Here is a 24,451-nt window from a genome sequence, read left to right as displayed (position 1 = left end):
ATCGGTATGGATGGGGATAGCATTGCACGTGTGGCGTATCTGAGCTTGTTGGGCGTGGCGGTTGTCGCGTGGTTCATCTCGCAAAACCGGCAGACGCTGAACAAGACATTGCAACAGGCGATGGCCTGGGTGTTCATCTTCATCGGCGTGACTGCCGTTGTGGGCCTGTGGGAAGATATCCGCTCGACCGTCAGCCCGGTGCCGCAGTTGACCGTGACCGGCGAAACGATCGAAGTGCCCCGCTCGGCAGATGGCCATTATTACCTGCCGGTCGAGGTCGATGGTCAGACGATCACTTTCCTAGTGGATACCGGTGCCAGCCAGATAGTCCTCAGCTCCCGCGACGCTGAACGGATCGGCGTTGACCTGAACCAATTGAATTATTTCGGACGCGCTCTGACTGCGAATGGCGAGGTACGCACCGCGCCTGTACGGCTGGAAACGGTCACTTTGGGCCCGATCACCGATCAGAATATCTCAGCCTGGGTGAATGAGGGCGAGCTGCACCAGTCGCTGCTAGGGATGGATTACCTGCATCTGTTTTCGAACATCCAATTCGCGGACGGGCGTATGATCCTGTCTCGCTAGAGATATTTCAGGATTGAGAACAAAATAAGAACATGTTAGATTGTCGGCATGTCCACAACGCTTCTTGGCCGCAAACCCGCACGTGATATATCGGGGCTGGCGCTGCACCCTCAGATCACCTTGCAACTGGGCCGCGTGCACGAAGCCTGCGGCCCTGCCCGGCGCAGTTTCGCCGTCTGGCTGGCTGGTCAGGCGCAAGGCCCCGTGCTGTGGATTTCCCCCGCGTGGGAGCCGGGCCAGCTGAACCCCGACGGCATGATGCCCTTTGTCGACCCCGCCCGGTTCATCTTTGTCCACCCCACCCGCGCCGAGGATATCTTGTGGTGTCTGGAAGAGGCACTGCGCAGCGGGGCCGTTCCGCTGGTGATCGGTGATCTGCCCGGCGCGCCGGGGCTGACGCCCGTGCGGCGGATGCATCTGGCGGCCGAACAGGGCGGCGCGATGGGACGGGCCCCACTGGGGCTGTTGCTGACACCCGGCGACGGCGGCGCGCAAGGGGTTGAGACGCGCTGGCACATGGCCGCGAACCATACTCAAGAGGCGCGCCGCTGGACCCTAACCCGCCGCCGTGCCCGCGCCCTGCCCCCAGTCACATGGCAGGCCACCCAGATCAAACCGCGCGCCGGATTGAACCTGCAAAGAACGGCAACCGACGAGGTATCGGCGTGACACCACCACGTGATCACGAAAGAAGTGACTAGCCAACCCCCACCCTGCGCCCTAGCGTTCCGGGAATGAGCCACGCAATCCACGACAGCCGCTATTCTTGGCTACGCCTCACGATCACGCTTGCCATCGCTACGGTGGCGAATGTCGGCATGTGGGCGGTGATCGTGGTGATGCCCGCGATTGAGAAACAGTTCGACGCCGGACGGGCCGAAGCCTCGCTGCCGTACGTTCTGACCATGGTAGGCTTTGCGTTGGGAAACATGTGGCTGGGGCAACTGGTCGATCGTCTGGGTGTGACCAAAGCGTTGATCGGGGCCGCCATACTCAGCACCGTCAGCTATGTGCTGGCAACGCTGGCGCCGAACATGATCACCCTGTCACTGGCACATTTGCTGGTGGGGCTGGGCACCTCCATCGGGTTTGGGCCGCTGATCGCCGATATCTCGCACTGGTTCATGAAGCGGCGCGGTATTGCCGTGGCACTGGTGGCCAGCGGCAATTACCTGTCAGGCGCGATCTGGCCGACCCTTCTGTCGGACATTTTGGCGCGGGACGGCTGGCAGCAGGTCTATCTGACGCTTGCCATGATCACGCCTGCCATCGTCATCCCACTGTCCCTGTTGCTGCGCCGTCAGGTTCCGGCCGAAGCGCATCAGACCGCAGCCGCCAGCGCCAGAATCAAGGCCAGCAGCGTCGGGATCTCACCACGCGCGTTGCAATACATACTGGGTCTGGCCGGGATCGGGTGCTGCGTCGCGATGTCGATGCCGCAGGTCCATATTGTCTCATACTGCGTCGGGCTGGGCTATGGCCCCGCTGTCGGAGCCGAGATGCTGTCGCTGATGTTGCTGGGCGGCGTGGTCAGCCGCGTGATTTCCGGGATGGTGGCCGACAAGCTGGGCGGGCTGATGACCCTGCTGATCGGGTCGATCCTGCAATGTATCGCGCTGTTCCTGTTCCTGCCCTATGACGGCATGGTCTCGCTGTACATCATCAGCCTCATGTTCGGGCTGGCACAGGGCGGCATCGTGCCCAGCTATGCGCTGGTCGTGCGTGAATACATGTCCCCGCAAGAGGCCGGAGCCCGTGTAGGTTTTGTCATGATGATGACCATCATGGGCATGGCCTTGGGCGGCTGGATGTCGGGTTGGATTTACGACGTAACCGGAAATTATCAACTGGCCTTTATCAACGGCATTCTCTGGAACGGGCTGAACATCGCAATCCTGCTGATGTTGCTGAAACGATCGCGCCCCCGCAGGCAGGAGGTCATGGCATGACCCAACTAACTCGACGCACAGTCCTGGCCAGCCTGATTGCACTGACTCTTGCGAGTTCGGCGCTGGCTGCGCCACGCACATATCAACTAGTCCCCGAAGAGACATCCGTCGATTTCACCTTTGACCTGTCCGGCATTTCCCAATCCGGCACCATGCCAATCGAGTCTGCCGACATACAGATCGACCTGAATGATCTTCTCAACAGTCGGGTGGACGTGATCCTGAACGTCGCCAAAGCGAGCACCAAACTGCCCTTCGCCCGCAAACCTATGCTCAGCGAGAGCGTGCTGGCAGCTAAGGAATATCCAACCATCCATTTCGTCTCAACCAGTGTTCAGCTTGGTGAGGGCGGTCGTATCTCGAACGGGGCCATCATCAACGGAGACCTTACAGTGCGCGGAGTCACCATGCCGATCGAACTGAAGGCCGACCTGTTTCGCGCGCCCGGCAGCGCTGCGGACAGTCTGGATGACCTGTCCATCCGCCTGACAGGCGAGCTGAACCGGCACGACTTCGGCGCCTCAGGTTTTGCAGATCTGGTTCAGGATACGGTCGGGCTGGATATCCGGGCAGAGATTCAACGGACCCAATAGCAAAAAAACGACGCGACAAAGTCGATAAGCTGCGCGATTCCTATGCCGGATGCCGCAAGGTGGGGGCGATATGCGCACGATGATTTCCTTTGCCGCCCTGTTTCTCTCGGTCATTTTGCTACAGCTCTCGACCGGAGGCGTCGGCCCGCTTGACGCCATCTCGGGCCTGACACTGGATTTCTCGACCGAGCAGATCGGCTTATTGGGGTCCGCGCATTTCATAGGATTCTTTGTTGGCTGCTGGTGGGCACCTCGCCTCATGGGCAGCGTCGGACATTCGCGCGCATTTGCTGTGTGTACGGCCTTGGGTGCGATGGGTTTGCTGGGCCATACTCTGACTGAAAACCCGAACATATGGGCCGTACTGCGGATCGCGTCAGGCACCTGCGTTGCTGGTTGCTATACAGTGATTGAGGCTTGGTTGAACGCCAAGGTCACAAACGAGTCGCGTGGCCGCGTGATGGGCAGCTATCGCATCGCCGATCTGGGCGCGTCGCTTTGCGCGCAATTGATTATCGCCGTGCTGCCACCCGCGTCTTATGTGTCTTACAACCTGCTGGCCATCTTGTGCTGTGCTTCGCTGTTGCCTCTGGCCCTGACCCGGGCCAGCCAGCCTAAGACGCCCGACGCGCCCCGCCTGCGCCCCAGACTGGCCTGGACAAACTCACCTCTGGCGGTGGCCGGAGTGATTGTGTCGGCTCTCAGCTCTGCCTCGATTCGCATGGTCGGCCCGGTTTATGGGCAAGAGGTCGGGCTGGGTGTGGATCAGATCGCCTTCTTCCTCGCTTCCTTCGTTCTTGGCGGCGCGCTGGCGCAATATCCACTGGGATGGCTGGCCGACAAATATGACCGGCGATGGGTGTTGATCTGGCTGTCTGCCGCTGCAGTGCTCAGCTGCGGCATCACAATGGCGGCCAGCGGGTCCGGTACCTTCGGCGTCATGCTGGCGGCTGGGTTCTTTGGCTTGACCACCTTCCCGATCTTCTCGGTATCTTCTGCCCACGCCAACGACTTTGCCACGACCGAACAACGGGTTGAGCTTTCTGCCGCGCTGATGTTCTGGTACGCGCTGGGGGCTATTGCCTCACCCTACATCTCATCCACGCTGATCCAGCAGTATGGGCCGGGTGCCTTGTTTGCCTTTGTGGCAGTAGGTCATATGGGGCTGATCGTGTTTGGTCTAGCGCGGATGCGGTCGCGCCCAACCCCGGACGAACGCACGAACTATGTCTATGCTCCACGCACATCCTTCACCATCGGGCGACTGCTGAAGCGGTCGCGCGAAGAATAAAGGGCCGGGAAATCCCGGCCCTTCCTTTTGTTACTGGGTCGGAGGCGTCTCGTCCTCCAGCCCCTCGACGGGGTCCTGCGTCTGCTCTAGCGCTCCGTTCACTACGCCGCCGACACCGTTTTCCATCGACAGACCAAGCTCTTCGCCCAGCTTCTTGAGCGCGGGCATCTGCACCGCCATGCCCATGATCGAATCCAGTGCCTGATTGACCACCGGCTTGTCGCTGTTGGCCGTGCCGCCCGAGGCCCCGGCCCCGATGCCGCCCACCTGATGGATCTTGATCGAGTCGATTTTTTCCGCAGGCTTGACCATCTCCGAGATGATCGATGGCATCGTCTCAATCCGCGCCATATCGACCTTCATGCGGATCTGGGCCGCGGACAGAGCATTGTCGGCCTCGACAATGGCGCGCTTGCCTTCGGCTTCGGCCAGCATGTCGTTTTTCTTGGCCTCGGCCCGGATGTTCAGCGCGTCTGCCTCGGCTTGTGCCTCTTCGCGGCGGGCTTCGGCGCGGTCCGCGGCGGCCTCTTTCTCGGCCTGCGCGGCCAGCCGGATCGCGGTCGCCTGACGTTCGGCCTCACGCGTGGCTTCGATCAGAGCGATCTGCTTGATCCGCTCGGCTTCGGCCACCTCGCGGGCGGTCGCGACGGCTTCGGTTGCCTTGGTCGCCTCGGCACGGGCCAAGTCGGCAGACGCACGCGCGCGGCTTTCCTCTTCGGATTTCTGCGCGATGATGATCTGACGTTCCTGTTCGGCCACTTCAATCTCACGCTCTTTGGCAATCTCGGCATCGCGGATTTTACGCTCCCGCTCAATATCGGCCGAACGGATGGCTTCTTCACGGGCGATCCGGGCGCGTTCAGTCTCGCGCACCGAGTCCTCGGTCCGGGCCGCGATTTCGGCCTCTTGCGCCACGCGCATGGTTTCGACCTTCTGGGCCTGCTCAATCCGCGCCTGCGCCTCATCCTGTTCGATAAGCAACTTTTGACGCTCTGCCTCCATCGCGGCGCGGCGCACTTCAACCTCGGCCTCAGCATCGATCTGCGCGCGTTCCTTTTTGGACACGGCAATTACCTCGGCCAGCCTACGCATACCCACGGCGTTAAAGGCGTTGTTTTCGTCCAGCGCCTCGAACGGTGTCTGATCCAACGCAGTCAGCGAGACAGATTCCAGCGACAGACCATTCTTCAACAGGTCTTCGGACACCGCATTCTGCACCTCTTGCACAAAGTCGGCGCGGTTCTCATGCAGACCATCCATGGTCATCTGAGCCGCCACGGCGCGCAAGCCGTCAATCAGCTTGCCTTCGATCATCTCACGCAGTTGCTCAACGTCGAAAGTGCGGTCGCCCAGCGTTTGCGCGGCACGTGCGATACCCTCTTCGGTCGCCATGACCGAGACGTAGAACTCGACACCTACGTCCACGCGCATCCGGTCTTTAGTAATCAGCGCGGCCTCACCGCTGCGCTGCACCTCCAGGCGCAGGGTCTTCATGTTGACGGGGCTAACCTCGTGCAGCAGCGGCACAATGATGACGCCGCCATCCATGATGACCTTTTTGCCGCCTGCCCCGGTTTTCACCAGACTGACTTCACGCGTAGCGCGACGATAGAGACGGCCCAGCACAAGGCCAATGAACAAGAGTACGGCCAGAATAGTCACAACCGTGACGGCCAGGAATTGAACTTCCATGCAAAATCCTCCGAGTTGGGGTTTGAAATTCGGTTAGTCTGACAAGCCGACCAGAACGAACCGGTCGCGCCGTCTGTCGCGTAGAACAAGGACATCCGTGCCCTGCTCCAGCATCTCTTTGTCCTGCAGTGGCTCGGCGCGCAGGTAATGCGTGTTGCCAAAGCGATCCATGACGCGCACCTCGGCCGGTCGGCCGCGCGATGCGGTGCCTTGGGTGATCACACCACGACGGCGAGCAAGCATCCGTTCCGACATCGCTTCGGTCTCGGTCTTGGGCAGAAGGCGGGCAAAAACACCGCCAAAGCCGCGTGCGAACCACAGTCCGAATGCGCCAGCCGGGATGGCGGCGATCCAAGATGGCAGGTCAAAGCCCAGCAGGTCGCGCAGCGCCAGTTGCAGGCCCATGCCCGACAGGCCAAAGCCCGCAAGCAGCACCGCCAGCCAGATCATGAAGGGCACCTTGCCCAGACCTAACCATGCCATAGGTCCGGACGGTTCGGCCCCCGGCGCATCAGCCTCGATCTCGGCCAGCTCAAAGTCACCCAGATCAACATCCGCGTCGATGTCCAGATCAAGGTCGGCCACATCCAGATCAGGCGCATCAACCGCATCCAGGTCAACCTCGCCCTCACCCGCCAGTAAGCTGCCGCCGATCGCCAGAGCCACAAGCTCTAGCGCCAGCAGACCGAACAGCAGCGCAAGCGAAAGGGTAAAGGGCACAAAAGCACCCTCGAGCAAAAAGTCGAACATCAGCGGATCGCCCTCGTTATTGTATACTTTGGTATACATTTCATATGGGAAGTCATTTCTCGAAATTCAAGAGGTTGGGATTCCAATTTACAACCTATGGGTATTGCGCGCTGTCATCCGGGTACAATCGGCGGCCGCATCAGTGGCGCGTTTTCTGATAGATGCGTGTCTAAAATGACATGTGGGTAAAAGCCGGGGTTTTGCTGGGCGGTCACATAAGGTAGACGGTCGCGCAGTTAGATACGTGGAAACGCAAAATGGCTCGGATTCTCATCACCTCGGCGATCCCTTACATCAACGGGATCAAGCACCTCGGCAACCTGATCGGCTCGCAATTGCCAGCTGATCTGTATGCACGCTACCAGCGCGGCCGAGGAAATGAGGTCATGTTCCTGTGTGCCACCGACGAGCACGGCACGCCAGCAGAGTTGGCCGCAGCAAAGGCGGGCAAACCGGTGGCAGACTATTGCGCCGATATGTACGCCGTTCAGGCCGATATCGCGAACCGCTTTGGGTTGAGCTTCGATCACTTCGGGCGGTCTTCCAGCGATCAGAACAAACGACTGACCCAGCATTTCGCTGGCAAGCTGGACGAGGCCGGGCTGATCCGTGAAGTCAGCGAGAAACAGGTCTATTCCAACGCCGATGGTCGGTTCCTGCCTGACCGCTATATCGAGGGCACCTGCCCCAACTGCGGCTATGACCGCGCGCGCGGCGATCAGTGCGAAAACTGCACCAAGCAGTTAGACCCAACCGACCTGATCGAGCCGCGCAGCGCCATCAGCGGCTCGACTGATCTAGAGATCCGCGAGACCAAGCACCTGTATCTGCGCCAATCCGCGATGAAAGATCAGCTGGATGCATGGATCGACAGCAAAGCCGACTGGCCGATCTTGACGACTTCGATTGCCAAGAAGTGGCTGCATGACGGCGACGGCCTGCAGGATCGCGGCATCACCCGTGATCTGGACTGGGGTGTGCCGGTGAAGAAAGGCGATCAGGACTGGCCGGGGATGGAAGGCAAGGTCTTCTATGTCTGGTTCGACGCGCCGATCGAATATATCGCCTGCGCCAAGGAATGGGCCGATGCCAGCGGCAAACCGGATGCAGAGTGGGAACGCTGGTGGCGCACCGACAAAGGTGCGGATGACGTCCGTTACGTACAATTCATGGGCAAGGACAACGTGCCCTTCCATACGCTCAGCTTCCCCGCCACAATTCTGGGTTCGGGCGAGCCGTGGAAGATGGTCGATCATCTGAAATCCTTCAACTATCTGAACTATGATGGCGGCCAGTTCTCGACCAGCCAAGGCCGCGGCGTTTTCATGGATCAGGCGCTTGAGATCCTGCCCGCCGATTACTGGCGCTGGTGGCTGCTGAGCCATGCGCCGGAAAGCAGCGATAGCGAGTTCACGTGGGAGAATTTCCAGCAATCGGTGAACAAGGACCTCGCTGACGTGCTGGGCAATTTCGTCAGCCGGATCACCAAGTTCTGCCGTTCAAAATTCAGTGAGGCGGTGCCCGAGGGCGGCACATTTGGTGATCGTGAACAAGAGCTTATCGCGGAACTCACCCGCCGCGTCCGTGCCTATGAAGGGTTCATGGAGGCGATGGAGGTTCGCAAATCAGCGCAAGAATTGCGCGCGATTTGGGTGGCAGGCAATGAATATCTGCAATCTGCGGCGCCGTGGTCGACCTTCAAGGAAGACCCCGAACAAGCCGCCGCGCAGGTCCGCCTGGGCCTGAACCTGATTCGCCTTTACGCGGTGCTCAGCGCGCCGTTCATCCCCGAAACCTCGGCCGGGATGCTCAGCGCGATGAATACGCTGGACACAAGCTGGCCCGATCAAGTGGCCGAGGCTTTGGAAGCGCTACCTGCGGGTCACGCGTTCACGGTGCCGGATGTGCTGTTCGCCAAGATCACCGACGAGCAGCGCGAAGATTGGGAGACCCGCTTCGCGGGCACACGCATCTAGGCGCCAACAAGGATCAAGACAAAGGGGCCTTTCGGCCCCTTTTTTCTTGCCCGCCTGTTCGCACACGACCCCAAACCCAAAAGAGAAAAAGCGAAAAACACCACGTAAACAACCGCACTTCCAGCATTTTTTCTAGATCTTATCCCCAGCGAAAAACCTCAATACGCTTGAGAAAAAAACGCAAACCCGTCATCCTCGTCTCAAAGTGCAATCGACTCGGCCTGTAAGTGGGTGGTCGGGTCGATTTTTGTTAGACCATCACGAGGCATTCGCCATGTTCTTTGATCCAAACTTTTTGAAACCTTTGCAGAGTGGCCGGTCGTTCAAAGCGCTCAGTTGCGCTGCCGCGTTGGGCTTGATTACACTTGCCGATCCCAGCACAGCGCAAGACACTGGCGATGCGCAACCGCCCAAGGTTTCAATCGCGGCCGCCTACACTCAGGACATTACCGAGGAAGCAACCTTTATCGGTCGGGCCGAGGCGCTGAATAAGGCGGATATCATCGCTCGGGTCAGCGGGTTTCTGGACAGTCAGAACGTGGAAGATGGTGCGTTGGTTAAGGAAGGCGATCTGCTGTTTACCATCGAGCCTGACCTCTATCAGGCCACGCTGGATGCCAGAAATGCCGATCTGGACCGGGCGCAGGCCAATCTGGAACTGGCCAAGGTGGAGCTCGCACGTAAGCAGGAATTGTACGAGCGTGACGCGACCCCAGAATCTGAACGCGACATTGCCCGCGCCAATGAACTGGTGGCCGAAGCCGAGGTCAAGTCCGCGCAGGCCGCGATTAAACAAGCCAAACTTGATCTCAGCTATACGGAAATCCACGCTCCCTTCGACGGACGTATCGGTCGCGCTACTACAAGTGTCGGGGATGTGGTTGGGCCGAATAATCCACCACTGGTGAATATAGTCAGCGAAGCCCCGATCTATGTGAATTTTTCGCTGAACGAAAAGGAGTTCACGTCGGTTCTGCAAGCGGTGGGTGAAAACGCCGCCTCGCTTGCGGAAAGCAATAAAAGCCCAGTGGTGAAAGTTGTCCTGCCCAACGGGACCGAACTGGATGAGGAAGGTACAATCGTCTTTGTCGACAACCGAATAGACCCGCTGACCGGGGCGATCAGGATGCGCGCTCAATTCGACAACGCCAAGCGTCTGATCGTCGATGGTGCATTCTTAAGCGTGCAGATCGAGGCATTGAAACCAACGACTGAGGTGTTGATCCCGCAAGCCGCTTTGCAGCGCGATCAGAGGGGCGAGTTTGTGCTGGTCGTGAATGATCAGCAGATGGTCGAACAGCGCTATATAACCACCGGCAACACGGTTGGGACCGCTATCATCGTCAAGGATGGGCTGCGCGCAGGGGAAAGCGTGATTGTCGAGGGTTTGCAACGGGTGCGTCCGGGTGTTGCCGTTGATGCGGTTGTCGCCTCTGAGCAGCCGGGAGAATAACGGATGTTCTCTGCCCTGTTCATCAGCCGGCCCAAGCTGGCGCTTGTCATTTCGCTGGTGCTGACCATCATGGGCGGCATCGGTTACATGGTGCTGCCGGTGGCGCAATTCCCCGACATCACCCCGCCCGTGGTCAGTGTTACGACCACCTATACCGGTGCAAATGCCGAGACGGTTGAAAACACCGTCGCCGCCCCGATCGAGGCGCAGGTCAACGGTGTGGACGACATGATCTATATGACGTCGACCTCGTCCGACAACGGTTCCTATTCGCTGAATATTACGTTTGAAGTCGGAACTGACCCCGACATCGCATCAGTCAACGTGCAAAACCGCGTGGCACAGGCGATGTCTTCGCTGCCTACCGAAGTGACCTCTTCGGGCGTCGTCACGCAAAAAGCTTCGACCAACATGCTGCTCTTGGTCACGCTGACATCGCCCAATGGGACATATGACAGTGTCTTCCTGTCGAACTATGCGTCGATCAACCTAAAAGACGCACTGGCGCGGGTTCAGGGCGTTGGTAAGGCTGATGTTCTGACCAACCTGGAATACGCAATGCGAATCTGGATGGACCCTGATCAGATGGCCGCCTTGTCGATCACGCCGGGCGATGTGATCAGTGCCATCCGGGAACAGAATATCGAGGTCTCTGCAGGGTCTATCGGGTCTCCGCCTGTGCCAGAGGGCCAAACATTTCAGTACACCATCAAGACCAAGGGCCGACTGACCTCGGCCGATGAATTCGGTGATATCGTGATCCGCACTGGTGAGGCAGGATCGATTGTTCGGGTCAAAGATATCGCACGGGTCGAGCTGGGCGCTCAGTTCTATTCGGCCTCGGGTTATTTCCAGGCTGTGCCTGCTACTGTCATCGGCATTTACCAGGCTCCTGGCGCGAACGCGTTGGCCGTGTCTGAACGCGTTCAGGCCGAGTTGGATCGCCTGTCGCGATCCTTCCCGACGGATGTTGAATATCAAGTGCCCTTCAACACCACCGATTTCGTTGAGCAATCGCTGAATGACGTGGTCTCGACCCTGATCCTGACCTTCATTCTGGTGATCTCAGTGGTGTTTGTCTTTCTGGGCAGTTGGCGGGCAACGATCATTCCAGCGGTGGCCATCCCTGTCTCACTGATCGGGACATTCGCATTCCTTCTGGCCTTTGGGATGTCGCTGAACACGATCTCGCTGTTTGCGCTGGTGCTGGCCATCGGGATCGTGGTGGATGACGCCATCGTGGTTGTCGAGAACGTAGAACGGATCATCGCCGAAGAAGGCCTCCCCCCCGCCGAGGCGACCCGCAAGGCGATGGGCCAGATCACCGGGCCGGTGATCGCGACCACCCTGGTTCTACTGGCTGTTTTCGTGCCTGTAACCTTTATGCCAGGCATCTCAGGAAGACTTTATTCACAATTTGCAGTGACGATTTCGACCGCTGTTGTGATTTCGTCCATCAACGCACTGACACTGTCCCCTGCCCTGTGCGGTCTGGTGCTGCGGGCGCGGTCCGGTCCTCCAAAAGGGCTGCTGGCGATGTTCGAAAACTTCATCGGAACCGTGCGCAGCGGCTACGTCGCCATTGTGCGCAAGATGCTGATCCTGCCGGTGGTGGCTTTAGGTGTCATCGTCGTTCTGGCGATGGGCACCGGTACGATCATGGGCACCACATCCAAGGGCTTTATCCCGCTTGAGGATAACGGATATCTATTCGTGGACATCCAACTGCCCGACGCTGCTACACTAGAGAGGACCGAAACCGTCTCCAGCCGCGTCGACGACAAGATCCGCGAAATTCCGGGTGTGGCCAGTACCGTTCTAGTCAACGGGTTCTCGTTGCTGAACGGCACGACGACCAACGGGGCCGCAATCTTTGTGAACCTTGAGAACTGGGAAGAGCGGCAAGAGCCGGACCTGACCGCCGACGCTATCCTGAGCAAAGTTCTGGCAATTGCAAACGGCGAATCTGCAGCCTCGATCGTGGCGTTCAACCCACCCCCCATTCAGGGTCTGGGCATGTCGGCGGGTGTCGAGATGGAGGTACAGCAAACCGGAGGGGGCTCGCCTCAGGATCTGGCCTCGGCCGTGGGTTCGTTTGTCTATGCGGCGAACCAACGACCTGAGATCGGACAGGCCTACACAACCTTCCGCGCCAATGTTCCACAGTTGTTTGTCGATCTGGATCGGGAAAAGGCCAAAACACTGCAAGTCTCGGTGGCCGAGATTTTCCAGACCATGCAGGCGCAGTTGGGTTCGTATTACGTGAATGACTTCAACCTGTTCGGCCGGGTCTACCGCGTGATGATTCAGGCCGAAGGGTCATACCGGACCAAGGTCGACGACATCGCGAACCTCTATGTTCGCTCGACCAAGGGCGAGATGGTTCCTTTGGGAACGTTGATCGACGTGGAAAATGTGCTGGGTCCGGTTTTGCTGAAACGGCACAACCTGTTCCGGTCTGCCACGGTGACGGCGGTTCCTGCCCCCGGCTTGTCCAGCGGCGATGCAATCACTGTCATGACCGAGGAATCCGCCAACGCCCTGCCCCCCGGTTATGCGTTTGAGTGGACCGGCACAGCGCAGCAGCAGCTGGCTTCGGGCGGTCTGGTGATCGTGATCTTGGGGCTGGCAATCTTGTTCGGGTATCTGTTCCTTGTGGGTCAGTACGAGAGTTGGTCGTTGCCAGTCTCGATCCTGCTATCTGTGATCGTCGCCTTGTTCGGGGCGGTGGCGGCGGTGGCTATCGTCGGTAGTGACATCAACCTCTATACACAGATCGGGATGATCATGCTTGTGGGGCTCGCCTCGAAGAATGGCATTCTGATCGTCGAATTTGCGATGGAGCAACGCGCCAACGGCCTATCGATTAAGGAAGCAGCTGCCGAAGCTGCGCATCAGCGTTTCCGCGCGGTGATGATGACGGCGCTGTCCTTCCTGCTTGGTGTTGTGCCGCTGCTAGCCGCCAATGGCGCCGGTGCGGCCAGCCAGAAGGCCATCGGTGTTGCCGTGTTCGGAGGAATGCTGGCGGCGACGCTGATCGGTGTCATTCTGGTTCCGGTTCTCTATGCCCTGATGCAGGGACTGCGAGAATGGATCAAGGGCACCAAGAACGACCCCGGCCCATCCGAGGAAACAGCCTGAACCAAATAGCCCCGCTCAACCAGCGGGGCTTTTTTCTGTGTACAGGTCGTTCAAGCCAGTTTTTGATCCATCCACGCCTGAATGCGCGCAATCTGCTCGGGCGTAAGCCTCAGCCCCAGCTTGTTGCGTCGCCAGACCACATCCTCGGCAGTGCGGGCATATTCGCGGGTCATCAGCCAGTCCAATTCGCGCGCGAACAGTGTCGCGCCGAAGTCTTCGCCCAGATCACTGGTTGTTTTCGCATCACCCAATATGTTGCGTACTTCGGTGCCATAGGCGCGCACAAGCCGCTCGGCCCAGCCGCGATCAAGGAACGCAAACTCTGCCTGAATTTGGCCAATCAGTTTTTCCACACTATCCACCGGAAAATCTCCGCCCGGCAAGGCCACGCCTGCCGTCCATGGCCCCGGAAGATCGGGGAAATGTTCCGCCACTTTCTCAAGCGCGCTTTCGGCCAGACGCCGATAGGTGGTGATCTTGCCGCCAAACACATTCAACACAGGTGCCCCGCCCACGGCGTTCACCTTCAGCGTATAGTCTCGCGTGGCCGCTGTTGCACTGCTGGCCCCATCATCATAAAGCGGACGCACCCCGGAATAGGTCCAGACAATCTGATCCCGCGTCACCGGCGTTTTGAAATATCGCGAGGCGAAATCACACAGATAATCCTGCTCAACCTCAGTGCAGACAGGCGGTTCAGACGGGTCGGCATGGTCCTGATCGGTAGTGCCAATCAAGGTGAAATCCCGCTCGTAAGGAATGGCAAAGATGATGCGTCCATCCTCACCCTGAAAGAAGTAGCATTTTTCGTGGTCGAACAGCCGGGGCGTTACGATATGGCTACCGCGCACAAGACGAACCCCTTCGCGTGAGTTCATGTGGATTTTAGTCTGGATGATATCGCCGACCCAGGGACCACCCGCATTGATCAGCATCTTTGCCCGCACTGTGCGGGTCTCGTCTGACCGCTTGTCGCTGAGCGTGATCTCCCAGAGATCATCCACGCGTTTTGCCGACAGAACTTCGGTCCGGGTCATGATCTGCGCACCCCGCGCCTCGGCATCCCGCGCGTTCAGGACAACCAACCGCGAGTCCTCGATCCAGCAATCGGAATATTCATAGGCCGTCTGGAACCGATCCTGTAACGGAGCACCCTCGGCCGCTGTGCTTAGGTTCAACGCGCTGGTCCCCGGCAGGATTTTGCGCCCGCCCAGATGGTCATAAAGAAACAGTCCCAGACGGATCAGCCATGCCGGACGGCGCCCCTTCATCCACGGCATCACAGTGCCAAGCAGCCGTGAGGTCGGCGTCTCAGAGTCAAACCGCATGTCTTTGTGATAAGGCAGCACAAACCGCATCGGCCAGCTGATATGCGGCATCGCCCGCAGCAGGGTTTCGCGTTCGAACAGCGCCTCGCGCACCAGACGAAACTCGAAATACTCCAGATAACGCAGCCCGCCGTGAAACAGCTTGGTCGAGGCTGAGGATGTAGCCGAAGCCAGATCGTTCATTTCGGCCAGCGCGACCGACAATCCGCGCCCGGCGGCATCCCGCGCGATACCGCAGCCATTGATCCCGCCACCAATAATGAAAAGGTCGGTCACTTGCTGATTTTGCTGAGTCATATCTCAAGATGCCCATGACGTGAAAACTCAGCGCCATTAACCCGATACACGCTCGGGTCGTCAATGTTTACTTTCGTTATTGTTCGTTTTTTGCATCAAAATGGAAATTTTGGCAAAATGGCCTTGCAGTTTTACCGAAACCTCCCGCAAACAGGTTGGAAAGGAATAAATTCGAACATTCCCTTATCGGAGTCTCAAATGTCCCTGTCCTTCCGCCAATCCGACATTCTGGAAGTTGCACGACAGGATGGCCGTGTCATGGTCGAAGAACTGGCGCAAAGATTTGATGTCACTGTACAAACCATCCGCCGCGACCTTTCTGAACTGGCGGACATGGGAAAGCTGGACCGCGTTCACGGAGGTGCGGTCTTGCGGTCGGGCGTGTCGAATATCGGCTACGAAGACCGCCGGGCGCTCAACGCCGACACCAAGGTTCAGATCGCACAAGCCTGCGCGCAGGACATACCCGACGGTGCGTCCCTCTTCATGAATATCGGCACTTCGACCGAGGCCGTCGCGCGTCAACTGCTGAACCACAAAGACCTGATGGTGGTGACCAACAACATGAATGTCGCCAATATCCTTGTCGAAAACCCAAACTGCCAGATCGTTGTCGCCGGGGGCGTGCTGCGCCGCTCGGACGGTGGATTGGTGGGGGATCTGACGATCACGACCATCGAGCAATTCAAGTTTGACTATGCGGTGATTGGATGCTCGGCCCTGGATGCGGCGGGCGATTTGCTGGATTTCGACTTTCAGGAGGTTAAGGTCAGCCAGACGATCATTGCCCAAGCCCGACGCAGCCTGCTGGTCGCCGACCACTCGAAATTCCAACGGACCGCGCCTGCGCGGATCGCCTCGCTGACCAATGTCGATGTGTTTTACACCGATCAACCTTTGGCAGAAGACCTGGCCAAGAAATGCGCGGAATGGAATACGAAGGTCAAACTGTGCGCCTGACGGGGCGGCAGCCGATAATTTAATTGACGAACCCCGTGCCAACGTCTGAGGATGGGGCAACCTTCCAACAAGGAGGCACGAGCATGGGACTGTTGGGCCAACCCCTTGGCTATTACGATTATCTGACTTTTGTCGCGTTGATCCTGCTGTTGGGCGCAGTCATGGCGCTGTTTTTGTTCATCATGGGGCTGCCTGGTCGCATCGCGATCAAGCGCAACCATCCACATGCCGAGGCCGTCAAGATCATGGGTTGGATGGGCTTTCTGGCCATCGTGCCCTGGGTGCATGCCTTCATCTGGGCCTTCCATGATGGAACCACCGTCGATATCCGCCGGATGCCAGACGACGAACGCGACGCGATCCGCAAGGAGATCAAACGGTTGGGTGGTACCTTGAATGAAGAATACCGCGATCCGCTTGACCCGGACGAGCCGCAGAAAAGCTAAGGCCAAAGGACCCTCCACACGATGTTTGTCGCCCTCGGCATTACGCTTTTTTATCTTATTTTCGTTTGGCTCATTTTCTTCAAACTGCAATGGCTGAAGTTCAACATTGCGTGGGGGATCGTGTCCTTCTGGGTCGGCGCGCATCTATTGTTGATCTTTCTGGTCGCCCTGCGCTTCTTCCAGCCGTTTTCCATCGACAGCCATGTGGTGCGTTCGACCATCCAGATTGTACCGCGTCTGACCGGCCCCACCCTGCTGACCGAAGTTCTGGTCGAGCCGAATACGCAAGTGAAAAAGGGGGCCCCCCTTTATCGTTTTGATGACACTGTCTTTTCGCTTGAGGTGGATGAAGCCAAGGCCCAGCTTGTAGCCGCGCAGCAGAATGCGAAGATCCTTGAACAAGATGTCATCGCGGCAGGCGAAGCGGTCGAACGCGCCAATGCGCAGCTTGCATACGCTTTGACCCAGCAGACGCGGTATCAGAACCTTGTCCCCGCAGGCGGTGCGCGCCAGGATGAGCTGGACCGCTGGAACGAGCAAGTCACGGAAGATGAGGCCAAGATCAAAGAGGCACAAGCCAATCTGGAAAAGGCCGAATTGGCGCAAGCATCGCAGATCGACGGGGTGAATACCGGTATCCTTCAGGCGCAGGCACAGTTGGACAAGGCGCAGTATTATCTGGACAACACCACGATCTACGCGCCCGAAGATGGCATGATCGTTTCACAGCAGGCCCGACCCGGCCTTGTCGTCGGTGACCTGCGTCTGGGGGCAATTGCCAGCTTTGTCACCACCGACAACCCCTATATTCTGGCGACTTACCGGCAACAGAACCTGAAATTCGTTGAGCCGGGGCAAGAGGTTGAGGTCGCGTTGGACCTTTATCCCGGGGAAATCCTCACCGGCAAGGTCGAAGCGATCTGGTGGGCCACCCGTCAGGGGCAATACCTGCCCTCGGGCCGCCTGCCCGGCTTTGAGCTGCCTAAACTGCCGGGCCGCATTGCGGTGCAAATCTCGGTCGATATTCCGGATGGACACACCTTCCCCGCAGGCGGTCACGCGGCGGTCGCAATCTATACCGGTCAGGGCAAAAGCTTTGAATTTCTGCGGCGCATCAACATTCGCCTCTACTCATTTGCGAATTTCATCCGCCCGCTGGATATCTGAGGACATAGCGCATGAAACGAACCCTCCTGATCCGCCAACTGATGGGCACCGTGCTATGCGCCGCCCTGTTGGCCGGATGCGCACCGGTAGGGCCGGATTTCGTGCGCCCAAACTCTCCGGTCGTGAAGGAATGGATCGAGGTCAACAGCCCCAGTGCCGGACCCAGCGGTTTGACCTCGCGCAGCGCGCCCGTGGTCAAATGGTGGGAGACATTCAATGACCCAACTCTCAACAGATTGATAAACGAGGCTTATGCCCAGAACCTCGACCTGCAGGTGGCCGGGGCTCGCGTATTGCAAGCCCGTGCGCAGTTGGGCATCGCGTTTGGCGAGTTGTACCCGCAATCACAGGCCATCGGCGCCTCGATCGAGCGGCGTCAGGTCAGCGAAAACCTCGGTCCTATTGCCGATATTCGCGAGATCATCCCGCTGGACACCGAATTTTCAACATCGCAAGCCGGGTTTGACGCGCAGTGGGAACTGGACGTCTGGGGCCAGCAACGGCGCGGCGTGCAGGCGGCGCGGTCCAATCTTGCGTTGCAGGTGGCCAATTACGACGACGCGCTGGTGACGCTGACGGGCGATGTTGCCGCGCTCTATGTCAATATCCGCGCCTTGCAGGAATCGCTGGCAGTCGCGCGGGAAAACATCCGGCTGCAACAGGAATCGGCGGACCTGACCCAGTTGCGGTTCAACAATGGTGTCACGACCGAACTGGATGTGCAGGAATCCACCACCCTTCTGAACAACACTAAAGCACTGGTGCCCGCGCTGGAAAGCGATCTGCAACAAACCAAGAATGCGCTCGCGGTTCTGCTGGGCGCGACACCCTCGCGCATGACCAGTCTGTTGGGCAATTCAGGGCGTATCCCCTCGGCCCGGTCAAACGTCGCCGTGGGTGTTCCGGCTGAACTGCTACGTCGCCGTCCCGATGTGCGCGCAGCGGAACTGGCGGCAGCCACGCAATCTGCGCAGGTCGGGATCGCCATGGCGGATCTGTATCCGCAGTTCATCCTGTCCGGCTCGATCGGGGTGCAGGCGTCCGGTGGGCGTGACCTGTTCACCTCGGCCAGTTCCACAGGACTGGCCAATGCGGGCGTGGTGTGGAACGTGCTGAACTACGGGCGGATCAAGAACAATGTCCGGGCGCAGGACGCCGCCTATCAGGCGCTGATCGCGAATTATCAGAACACTGTGCTGACCGCCTATTCCGAGGTCGAAAGCGCTATGGTCGCTTATACCCAATCGCGCAAACAGGTGGGGTTCTATGAAAACAGCGTCGCCGCCTCGCGCCGGGCAGCCGAGATCGCGTTGGATCAATACCGAGACGGGATCGCGGACTATTCCCGCATCCTGAACACGCAGACCGCGCTGCTGAATTCGCAGGCAAACCTGATCGAAGCGCGTCAGCAGGTGTCCAGCAATCTGGTAGCGGTCTACAAAGGGCTGGGTGGCGGCTGGCAGATTCGGCAAAATCAGGAATTCCTGCCCGAATCGGTTCTGGCCGAGATGGCCTATCGAACCGATTGGGGTGATTTGCTGCGGGAGACACCGCAGCAAGCCAGCCTGAATTAGCGCCTATTTGGTGAGGCCCCGCAACCCGCCCGAGATAAGGATATTCACCTCATACAAAATACGAGGTGCAGCCAGACCACCGGGGCTGGCCAGATAGTTCGGGCTCCATTCCGGATCAAACTTTTGCTTGAAACTGCGCAAGCCTTCGAAGTGATAGAACTGTTCGCCATGCTCATAAACGAACCCTCCGATCCGGTTCCAGATCGAGGCCAGTTGCCGGTTCTCGATCCCCGAAAACGGTGCCGCGCCCAGTGAAAACCATTGGAAGCCCTGCTCAGAGCCCCATGACATCATCTCGGCGAACAGCGCGTCCATGACAAAGCTGGGGCTATCGGGTTCATAGCGCATCAGGTCCAGCGATAGCTCGGATTTTTGACCGCCCTGGAACAGGTTGGCAAAGGCCACGATCCGCCCCCCTTCCTTGTCGCGCAGCACGGCGTGGTCGAAATAGGACAGGTAGGCATCGTCAAACCCACCAAGGGCAAAGCCCTTTTCCTCGCCCGCTTTCTGCGCCAGCCAGTCGTCTGAAACCTGACGCAGTTCTGGCAGGTATGGGGCCAAGTCCTCTTTCGGGATGATCTCGAACACATAACCTTCGCGCTCGGCCCGGTTCTTGGCCTGCCGGAAGCGCTTGCGCGACTTGCCGTCCAGCGAGAAATCTTTCAGCGGCACACGCGCGACCTCGCCTATTTTCAGGATCGACAGGCCGAGGTCCAGAAAGGTCGGCAGGTATTTGGTCGAGACGCTGTAGAATGCGCACAGCTTGCCTTCGCGATCCGCCATCTCGCGCAATTGCCAGATCAGTTGCTGCCCGGCTTTTTCATCGCCTACAGGCTCTCCTTTGGTGATCAGCGCGTTGCCGGTATCGGCATAGGCCAGAAAGGCACTGTCGTCGGGGGCGATCAGGAACTGCTTGTCCCCGGTCAGGGAAATCTGGGATTCGGTATCCTCGCTCTCCATCACCAACCGTTCGACCACCGCAGGGATCTCGGTGCGCTCCGGCACTGGAATCTCGCGCCCGAACAGAGACATTACAGCCACCACCCCAAGGATCAGCGCCACCACAAGGCTGGAGCGTAGGAATCGCGAGGCGTCACCGTTCCAGGCAAACTCCCACCACAGGGCGTTTTGGTATTCCACATGAGAATAGGCAAACAGGCCGATCCAGAAGATCACGGCCAGCAAGGCAAAAACGCTGATCAGCCAGGGGATGTTCAGGCGAAAGATCGACGCGCCGCTGACCCGATAAAACGCGTCCTTGAACGTGGCCAGCAACGCGATGGCCGCGACCATGCCAATCGCCTCATGCGTGTCCAGCCCCTTGGTCAACGAGGCAACAAACCCCGCCACCATCAACAGCATGGCGACGATCCACGCGCGGTAGAGCTTGCGAAACAACCCGCGCGAAACCAACAGCAACAGAACTCCGATGGCGCTGCCAGCCAGATGGGACGCCTCAACAAAGGACAAGGGCAGCACATCCCGTAGAACGCCCAGTTTCTGACTGCTCGCAGGCAGCGCACCGGACAGCAGCAATATGGCCCCAGCCACGGCGGCCACGCCTGCGGCAACCATTGGCACGATCGGGCGCATCAGGCGGTAAACCCATGTGGCTGCACCCGTGATGTGGCGTCGATGGCTGATCCCCGAAACCACAGCGATCGAGACAGCGGCGATGGCAAAAGGCAAGAACGTATAGACCAAACGATAAAGCAACAATGCCGCAATCACGTCCGAGCGCCCTGAGGCGCCCAAACCAGCGATCAGCGTCGCCTCAAAGGCGCCAATACCCCCTGGCGCATGGCTGAGAATTCCAACCGCAATCGCGCCGATATAGATCGCAAAGAAGAACGGGAAACCAACGCCCAGATCATCCGGCATCAGCACGTAGAGAGTCATCGACGCCCCGAACAGATCGCAGATGGCCGCTACGGTCAGAAGCCCGGCCAGCCGACCTCCGGGCAGGTTGAAGCCCAGCCCTCCATAAGCCAGCCTGCGCCCACCTTTAGCCAGCCAGAAGAGCAGAACCGCCAGCGCGATCAGAAGCGTCACGCCGATCACGGTCTCAAGCGTTGGGCTGATCGGCAGGATTTTCGAAATCCCGTCCGGGTGCATGGTCAGCAGTGTGCCCAGCAGCAGCACCATGCCCGACCAGAACGCAATCCACGACGTCGCAATGACACCCGCAACCCGGCTGAGGTCCAGCCCCAGCGATGCATAGATGCGATACCGGATCGCCGTCCCGGTAATGTATGAAAAACCAAGACAATTCGAGACGGCATAGCCGCAGGCCCCCGCCATCCCAGCCACCGGCAACGGCACCTCACCATCCGCCACGCTTTGCACCGCCAGAACGTCATACATCGACAACGCAAGAAAGCTGAACGCCGTCCAACACAGCGCAAAGAACATCAGCTTCCACGATGTGTTCGCCACATCGGTCTGTACATCTCCCCATTTCACGTGGGCAGATAGTTCATGCAGAACAACCAGTGCGATCAATGTCACCAGAATCGGAACAGCGATCCGCACCAGCGGCTTTTCCAGAAAGCCGGTGATCTTCTCGGCCCAGCGTACAGCCCAGAGCTCTTGCTCAGCGTCCTGCGTGGTCATTCCATCCCTCTGCTCAAAGGCGTGACAATCGTCATTGGCGCGCAACAGGCGCGCAGGGTGACCATTACACAGTTTCGTAAAAGCGCAAAGCGTCAGAAGGGGTTACACCCGGCCTTTCCGCGTAGACAGCAACAGATTGGTCTCGGATCGGGTGATCCCCTCCATCCGGCGGATCTGGAACAGGATCGCGTCCAACTCGGCCAGCGTATCGGTTCCGATCTCTGCAATCAGATCCCAGCTTCCATTGGTGGAATGCACCGCGCGCACCTGAGGCATGGCGGCAATTCGCGACATGGTGCGTTCGGTTCCGCGCCCTTCGATTTCCAGCATCATTAACCCGCGCACCGGACTTTGCGCCACGTCACGCCGGGTGAGAACAGTAAACCCTACGATCTCGCCCGATTGCTTGAGGCGCTGCAACCGGCTGCGCACCGTTGTGCGGGTCACGCCCAACGTCTCGGCCAGCTCAGACAGAGAGGCACGGGCATCACGGTGCAAAGCGCTCAGCAGGCGATTGTCCAGATCGTCCATTGCTTATTCCCATTTCGGATGACCAGCTTTCATTTTGAACAATTTGATGGCTTTTCGCAAGTCAAAGAGAATGGCTAGATAGAAACATGACCACGGAAAACATCATACTCGTCGGTGCCCCCATGGATGCCGGTAAACGCCGCCAAGGTTGCCGGATGGGCCCAGACGCCTATCGCGTCGCCGGGCTGAAGACGGCGCTGACAGACCTCGGCCACTCGGTTCTCGATGCCGGAGATGTCCGACCCGACCAAACCGATCTGGCGGAACACGCACACCTTTTCGCTTTGCCGGAATGCGTCGGCTGGACCAAAGCACTGCAGCGCGCCGCGCTTGAAACAGCACCCAAAGGCGTGCCGATCTTCATGGGTGGCGATCACGCGCTGTCGATGGGCACCGTTTCGGGCATGGCCCTGCACGCTCAACAACTGAACCGTCCCCTCTTTGTACTGTGGCTGGACGCCCACAGCGATTTCCATACCCCCGACAGCACCGATAGCGGCAACCTGCACGGCACCCCGGTCGCCTATTTCACCGGCCAATCGGGTTTTGACGCCTTTCCCAAGATCACAACCCCCGTGCCGACCGATCGCGTTGGCATGATCGGCCTGCGGTCTGTAGACCCGGCCGAGCGCGCGCGCCTGGAACAGGACCGTGCTATGCTGGCCGATATGCGCAGCATCGACGAACACGGGATCAAGGCCCCGCTAATGGCCTTTCTGGATCGAGTCCGCGCCGCAAATGGCCTGCTTCATGTGTCGCTCGACGTTGATTTCCTCGACCCCTCCATCGCCCCGGCGGTCGGCACTACCGTTCCCGGCGGCGCGACCGAGCGCGAGGCGCATCTGGTGATGGAATTGCTGCACGAAAGCGGGCTGGTCTGCTCGCTCGATCTGGTCGAGCTCAACCCGTTTCTGGATGAGCGCGGTCGTACTGCAAAACTGATGGTCGATTTGGCTGCGTCGCTGATGGGGCGGCGCATCTTCGACCGCCCGACCCGGAGTTTCTGATGACCCAACCCTCAGACAAAGCCCTCGTGCCCTTTGTGTCAGTCGACAATATGATGCGCCTTGTGCACCATATCGGCCTTGAGCGCATGATCACCCAGATCGCCGCCCGCATCGAAGTAGATTTCAAGCGGTGGGAAAGTTTCGATAAAACGCCCCGTATTCCCGCTCATTCCCCCCATGGCGTGATCGAGCTGATGCCGACGTCTGATGGCGAGGCCTATGGGTTCAAATACGTAAACGGCCATCCCAAGAACACATCCGAAGGGCTTCAGACGGTCACCGCCTTCGGCCTACTTGCGGACGTCTATACCGGCTACCCTACCCTGCTGACCGAGATGACCCTGCTGACCGCCCTGCGTACCGCTGCCACATCTGCCCTGGTCGGCAGTTACCTTGCACCAAAGGGCGCCACAACCATGGCGATGATCGGCAATGGTGCACAATCCGAGTTTCAGTGCCTGGCATTCAAGGCCATGTGTGGAATTACCTCGGTACGTCTGTACGACACCGATTCCGCTGCAACCGAAAAATGTGCGGCGAACCTAAAAAACTCTGGCCTGACGGTTGTGCTGTGCAAAACGCCCGAAGACGCCATCGAGGGTGCTCAGATCATCACCACATGTACGGCCGACAAGAAATACGCGACAATCCTGACCGACAACATGGTCGGCCCTGGCGTGCACATCAACGCCATCGGCGGCGATTGCCCTGGTAAAACCGAACTGCATCGAGACATCCTGCTCCGCTCGGACATTTTTGTCGAGTACCCCGAACAAACGCGCATCGAAGGCGAAATTCAGGCGCTGAACCCCGATCATCCCGTTACTGAACTTTGGCAGGTCATGACCGGTCAAGCTGCGGGTCGCAAGGACAACCAACAAATCACCCTTTTTGACAGTGTGGGCTTCGCAATCGAGGACTTCTCGGCCCTTTGCTATATCAAATCAGCAATCGAAGGTACCGACTATTTCGAAGCTCTCGATATGCTCGCTGACCCGGACGATCCCCGAGACCTCTATGGTATGCTGATGCGGGCGAGCTAAGTAGGGGGCTCTGCCCCCGCCGCCCTGCGGGCGACTCCCCTGGGATATTTGG

At 58.9% G+C, this 24,451-nt stretch carries 19 protein-coding genes; 14 read left to right on the top strand and 5 right to left on the bottom strand.

The window, feature by feature from the left end; all coding sequences use genetic code 11:
- Positions 1-6 precede the first annotated feature (6 nt).
- The 5 genes from GOV79_RS03080 to GOV79_RS03060 all read left to right on the top strand — a co-directional run bounded on the left by GOV79_RS03080 (position 7) and on the right by GOV79_RS03060 (position 4,421).
- Positions 7-588 (top strand): retropepsin-like aspartic protease family protein, encoded by a 582-nt coding sequence (locus tag GOV79_RS03080; protein ID WP_170788552.1) that lies wholly within the window; start codon positions 7-9, stop codon positions 586-588.
- Between the two features lie 48 nt (positions 589-636).
- Positions 637-1,257, top strand: a complete 621-nt coding sequence (locus tag GOV79_RS03075) for an ImuA family protein (protein ID WP_170788551.1) — start codon at positions 637-639, stop codon at positions 1,255-1,257.
- Positions 1,258-1,322: 65 nt separating this feature from the next.
- Positions 1,323-2,537, top strand: a complete 1,215-nt coding sequence (locus GOV79_RS03070) for an MFS transporter (RefSeq protein WP_170788550.1) — start codon at positions 1,323-1,325, stop codon at positions 2,535-2,537.
- Entirely contained in the window at positions 2,534-3,130 is a 597-nt protein-coding gene (locus tag GOV79_RS03065) for a YceI family protein (RefSeq protein WP_170788549.1), read from the top strand. Before GOV79_RS03070 ends, GOV79_RS03065 begins: the two co-directional genes overlap by 4 nt.
- Positions 3,131-3,200: 70 nt before the next feature.
- Positions 3,201-4,421 (top strand): MFS transporter, encoded by a 1,221-nt coding sequence (locus tag GOV79_RS03060; protein ID WP_170788548.1) that lies wholly within the window; start codon positions 3,201-3,203, stop codon positions 4,419-4,421.
- Between the two features lie 30 nt (positions 4,422-4,451).
- Here GOV79_RS03060 and GOV79_RS03055 read toward each other — a convergent pair whose 3' ends face one another.
- A complete protein-coding gene (locus tag GOV79_RS03055) occupies positions 4,452-6,113 on the bottom strand; it encodes a flotillin family protein (RefSeq protein ID WP_170788547.1) in 1,662 nt (553 codons plus the stop codon).
- Positions 6,114-6,146: 33 nt separating this feature from the next.
- Positions 6,147-6,902 carry an OB-fold-containig protein gene (locus GOV79_RS03050; RefSeq protein ID WP_237217921.1) on the bottom strand — a complete coding sequence of 252 codons (756 nt, stop codon included), beginning with the start codon at positions 6,900-6,902 and terminating at the stop codon, positions 6,147-6,149.
- A 218-nt stretch (positions 6,903-7,120) separates the two neighbouring features.
- On the opposite strand from GOV79_RS03050, the gene metG reads away from it, so the two are divergent.
- The 3 genes from metG (at position 7,121) to GOV79_RS03035 (ending at position 13,433) form a co-directional block, all read left to right on the top strand.
- Entirely contained in the window at positions 7,121-8,839 is a 1,719-nt protein-coding gene (gene metG / locus GOV79_RS03045; RefSeq protein WP_170788546.1) for a methionine--tRNA ligase, read from the top strand.
- Between the two features lie 274 nt (positions 8,840-9,113).
- The gene (locus GOV79_RS03040; RefSeq protein WP_170788545.1) at positions 9,114-10,292 is read left to right on the top strand and encodes an efflux RND transporter periplasmic adaptor subunit; all 1,179 of its coding nucleotides are present in this window, start codon (positions 9,114-9,116) and stop codon (positions 10,290-10,292) included.
- Positions 10,293-10,295: 3 nt separating this feature from the next.
- A complete protein-coding gene (locus tag GOV79_RS03035; RefSeq protein ID WP_170769508.1) occupies positions 10,296-13,433 on the top strand; it encodes an efflux RND transporter permease subunit in 3,138 nt (1,045 codons plus the stop codon).
- A gap of 50 nt (positions 13,434-13,483) precedes the next feature.
- Here the strand turns inward: GOV79_RS03035 and glpD are convergent, their stop codons facing one another.
- Positions 13,484-15,058 (bottom strand): glycerol-3-phosphate dehydrogenase, encoded by a 1,575-nt coding sequence (gene glpD, locus GOV79_RS03030; RefSeq protein ID WP_170788544.1) that lies wholly within the window; start codon positions 15,056-15,058, stop codon positions 13,484-13,486.
- 198 nt (positions 15,059-15,256) lie between these two features.
- Here glpD and GOV79_RS03025 point away from each other — a divergent pair, with 198 nt between their 5' ends.
- The 4 genes from GOV79_RS03025 to GOV79_RS03010 all read left to right on the top strand — a co-directional run bounded on the left by GOV79_RS03025 (position 15,257) and on the right by GOV79_RS03010 (position 19,205).
- Complete coding sequence (locus tag GOV79_RS03025) at positions 15,257-16,018, top strand: DeoR/GlpR family DNA-binding transcription regulator (protein WP_170788543.1); 762 nt, start codon at positions 15,257-15,259, stop codon at positions 16,016-16,018.
- A gap of 83 nt (positions 16,019-16,101) precedes the next feature.
- On the top strand, positions 16,102-16,464 hold the full coding sequence (locus GOV79_RS03020; RefSeq protein ID WP_170784531.1) for a DUF3302 domain-containing protein: 363 nt from the start codon (positions 16,102-16,104) through the stop codon (positions 16,462-16,464).
- 21 nt (positions 16,465-16,485) lie between these two features.
- Complete coding sequence (locus tag GOV79_RS03015) at positions 16,486-17,631, top strand: HlyD family secretion protein (RefSeq protein WP_170788542.1); 1,146 nt, start codon at positions 16,486-16,488, stop codon at positions 17,629-17,631.
- A gap of 11 nt (positions 17,632-17,642) precedes the next feature.
- A complete protein-coding gene (locus GOV79_RS03010; protein ID WP_170788541.1) occupies positions 17,643-19,205 on the top strand; it encodes an efflux transporter outer membrane subunit in 1,563 nt (520 codons plus the stop codon).
- Positions 19,206-19,208: 3 nt separating this feature from the next.
- Here the strand turns inward: GOV79_RS03010 and mprF are convergent, their stop codons facing one another.
- Both mprF and GOV79_RS03000 read right to left on the bottom strand, forming a co-directional pair.
- Positions 19,209-21,818 (bottom strand): bifunctional lysylphosphatidylglycerol flippase/synthetase MprF, encoded by a 2,610-nt coding sequence (gene mprF / locus GOV79_RS03005; RefSeq protein ID WP_170788540.1) that lies wholly within the window; start codon positions 21,816-21,818, stop codon positions 19,209-19,211.
- A 102-nt stretch (positions 21,819-21,920) separates the two neighbouring features.
- A complete protein-coding gene (locus GOV79_RS03000) occupies positions 21,921-22,349 on the bottom strand; it encodes an Lrp/AsnC family transcriptional regulator (protein ID WP_170769501.1) in 429 nt (142 codons plus the stop codon).
- 86 nt (positions 22,350-22,435) lie between these two features.
- Between GOV79_RS03000 and rocF the strand changes: the two genes are divergently transcribed.
- Entirely contained in the window at positions 22,436-23,356 is a 921-nt protein-coding gene (rocF, locus tag GOV79_RS02995) for an arginase (RefSeq protein WP_170788539.1), read from the top strand.
- The gene (locus GOV79_RS02990; RefSeq protein WP_170788538.1) at positions 23,356-24,399 is read left to right on the top strand and encodes an ornithine cyclodeaminase; all 1,044 of its coding nucleotides are present in this window, start codon (positions 23,356-23,358) and stop codon (positions 24,397-24,399) included. Before rocF ends, GOV79_RS02990 begins: the two co-directional genes overlap by 1 nt.
- Positions 24,400-24,451: the final 52 nt, after the last annotated feature.

It is taken from the genome of Ruegeria lacuscaerulensis, assembly GCF_013034745.1.
Taxonomy (GTDB): Bacteria; Pseudomonadota; Alphaproteobacteria; order Rhodobacterales; family Rhodobacteraceae; genus Ruegeria; species Ruegeria lacuscaerulensis_B.
Note: the sequence above shows the minus strand (reverse complement) of the source record. Positions and strands in the feature narration are given on the sequence as shown.

Coding starts and splice junctions, on each gene's coding strand:
- GOV79_RS03080 (WP_170788552.1), top strand. CDS start 7: ATGGATGGGGATAGCATTGCACGTGTGGCGTATCTGAGCTTGTTGGGC.
- GOV79_RS03075 (WP_170788551.1), top strand. CDS start 637: ATGTCCACAACGCTTCTTGGCCGCAAACCCGCACGTGATATATCGGGG.
- GOV79_RS03070 (WP_170788550.1), top strand. CDS start 1,323: ATGAGCCACGCAATCCACGACAGCCGCTATTCTTGGCTACGCCTCACG.
- GOV79_RS03065 (WP_170788549.1), top strand. CDS start 2,534: ATGACCCAACTAACTCGACGCACAGTCCTGGCCAGCCTGATTGCACTG.
- GOV79_RS03060 (WP_170788548.1), top strand. CDS start 3,201: ATGCGCACGATGATTTCCTTTGCCGCCCTGTTTCTCTCGGTCATTTTG.
- GOV79_RS03055 (WP_170788547.1), bottom strand. CDS start 6,113: ATGGAAGTTCAATTCCTGGCCGTCACGGTTGTGACTATTCTGGCCGTA.
- GOV79_RS03050 (WP_237217921.1), bottom strand. CDS start 6,902: ATGTATACCAAAGTATACAATAACGAGGGCGATCCGCTGATGTTCGAC.
- metG (WP_170788546.1), top strand. CDS start 7,121: ATGGCTCGGATTCTCATCACCTCGGCGATCCCTTACATCAACGGGATC.
- GOV79_RS03040 (WP_170788545.1), top strand. CDS start 9,114: ATGTTCTTTGATCCAAACTTTTTGAAACCTTTGCAGAGTGGCCGGTCG.
- GOV79_RS03035 (WP_170769508.1), top strand. CDS start 10,296: ATGTTCTCTGCCCTGTTCATCAGCCGGCCCAAGCTGGCGCTTGTCATT.
- glpD (WP_170788544.1), bottom strand. CDS start 15,058: ATGACTCAGCAAAATCAGCAAGTGACCGACCTTTTCATTATTGGTGGC.
- GOV79_RS03025 (WP_170788543.1), top strand. CDS start 15,257: ATGTCCCTGTCCTTCCGCCAATCCGACATTCTGGAAGTTGCACGACAG.
- GOV79_RS03020 (WP_170784531.1), top strand. CDS start 16,102: ATGGGACTGTTGGGCCAACCCCTTGGCTATTACGATTATCTGACTTTT.
- GOV79_RS03015 (WP_170788542.1), top strand. CDS start 16,486: ATGTTTGTCGCCCTCGGCATTACGCTTTTTTATCTTATTTTCGTTTGG.
- GOV79_RS03010 (WP_170788541.1), top strand. CDS start 17,643: ATGAAACGAACCCTCCTGATCCGCCAACTGATGGGCACCGTGCTATGC.
- mprF (WP_170788540.1), bottom strand. CDS start 21,818: ATGACCACGCAGGACGCTGAGCAAGAGCTCTGGGCTGTACGCTGGGCC.
- GOV79_RS03000 (WP_170769501.1), bottom strand. CDS start 22,349: ATGGACGATCTGGACAATCGCCTGCTGAGCGCTTTGCACCGTGATGCC.
- rocF (WP_170788539.1), top strand. CDS start 22,436: ATGACCACGGAAAACATCATACTCGTCGGTGCCCCCATGGATGCCGGT.
- GOV79_RS02990 (WP_170788538.1), top strand. CDS start 23,356: ATGACCCAACCCTCAGACAAAGCCCTCGTGCCCTTTGTGTCAGTCGAC.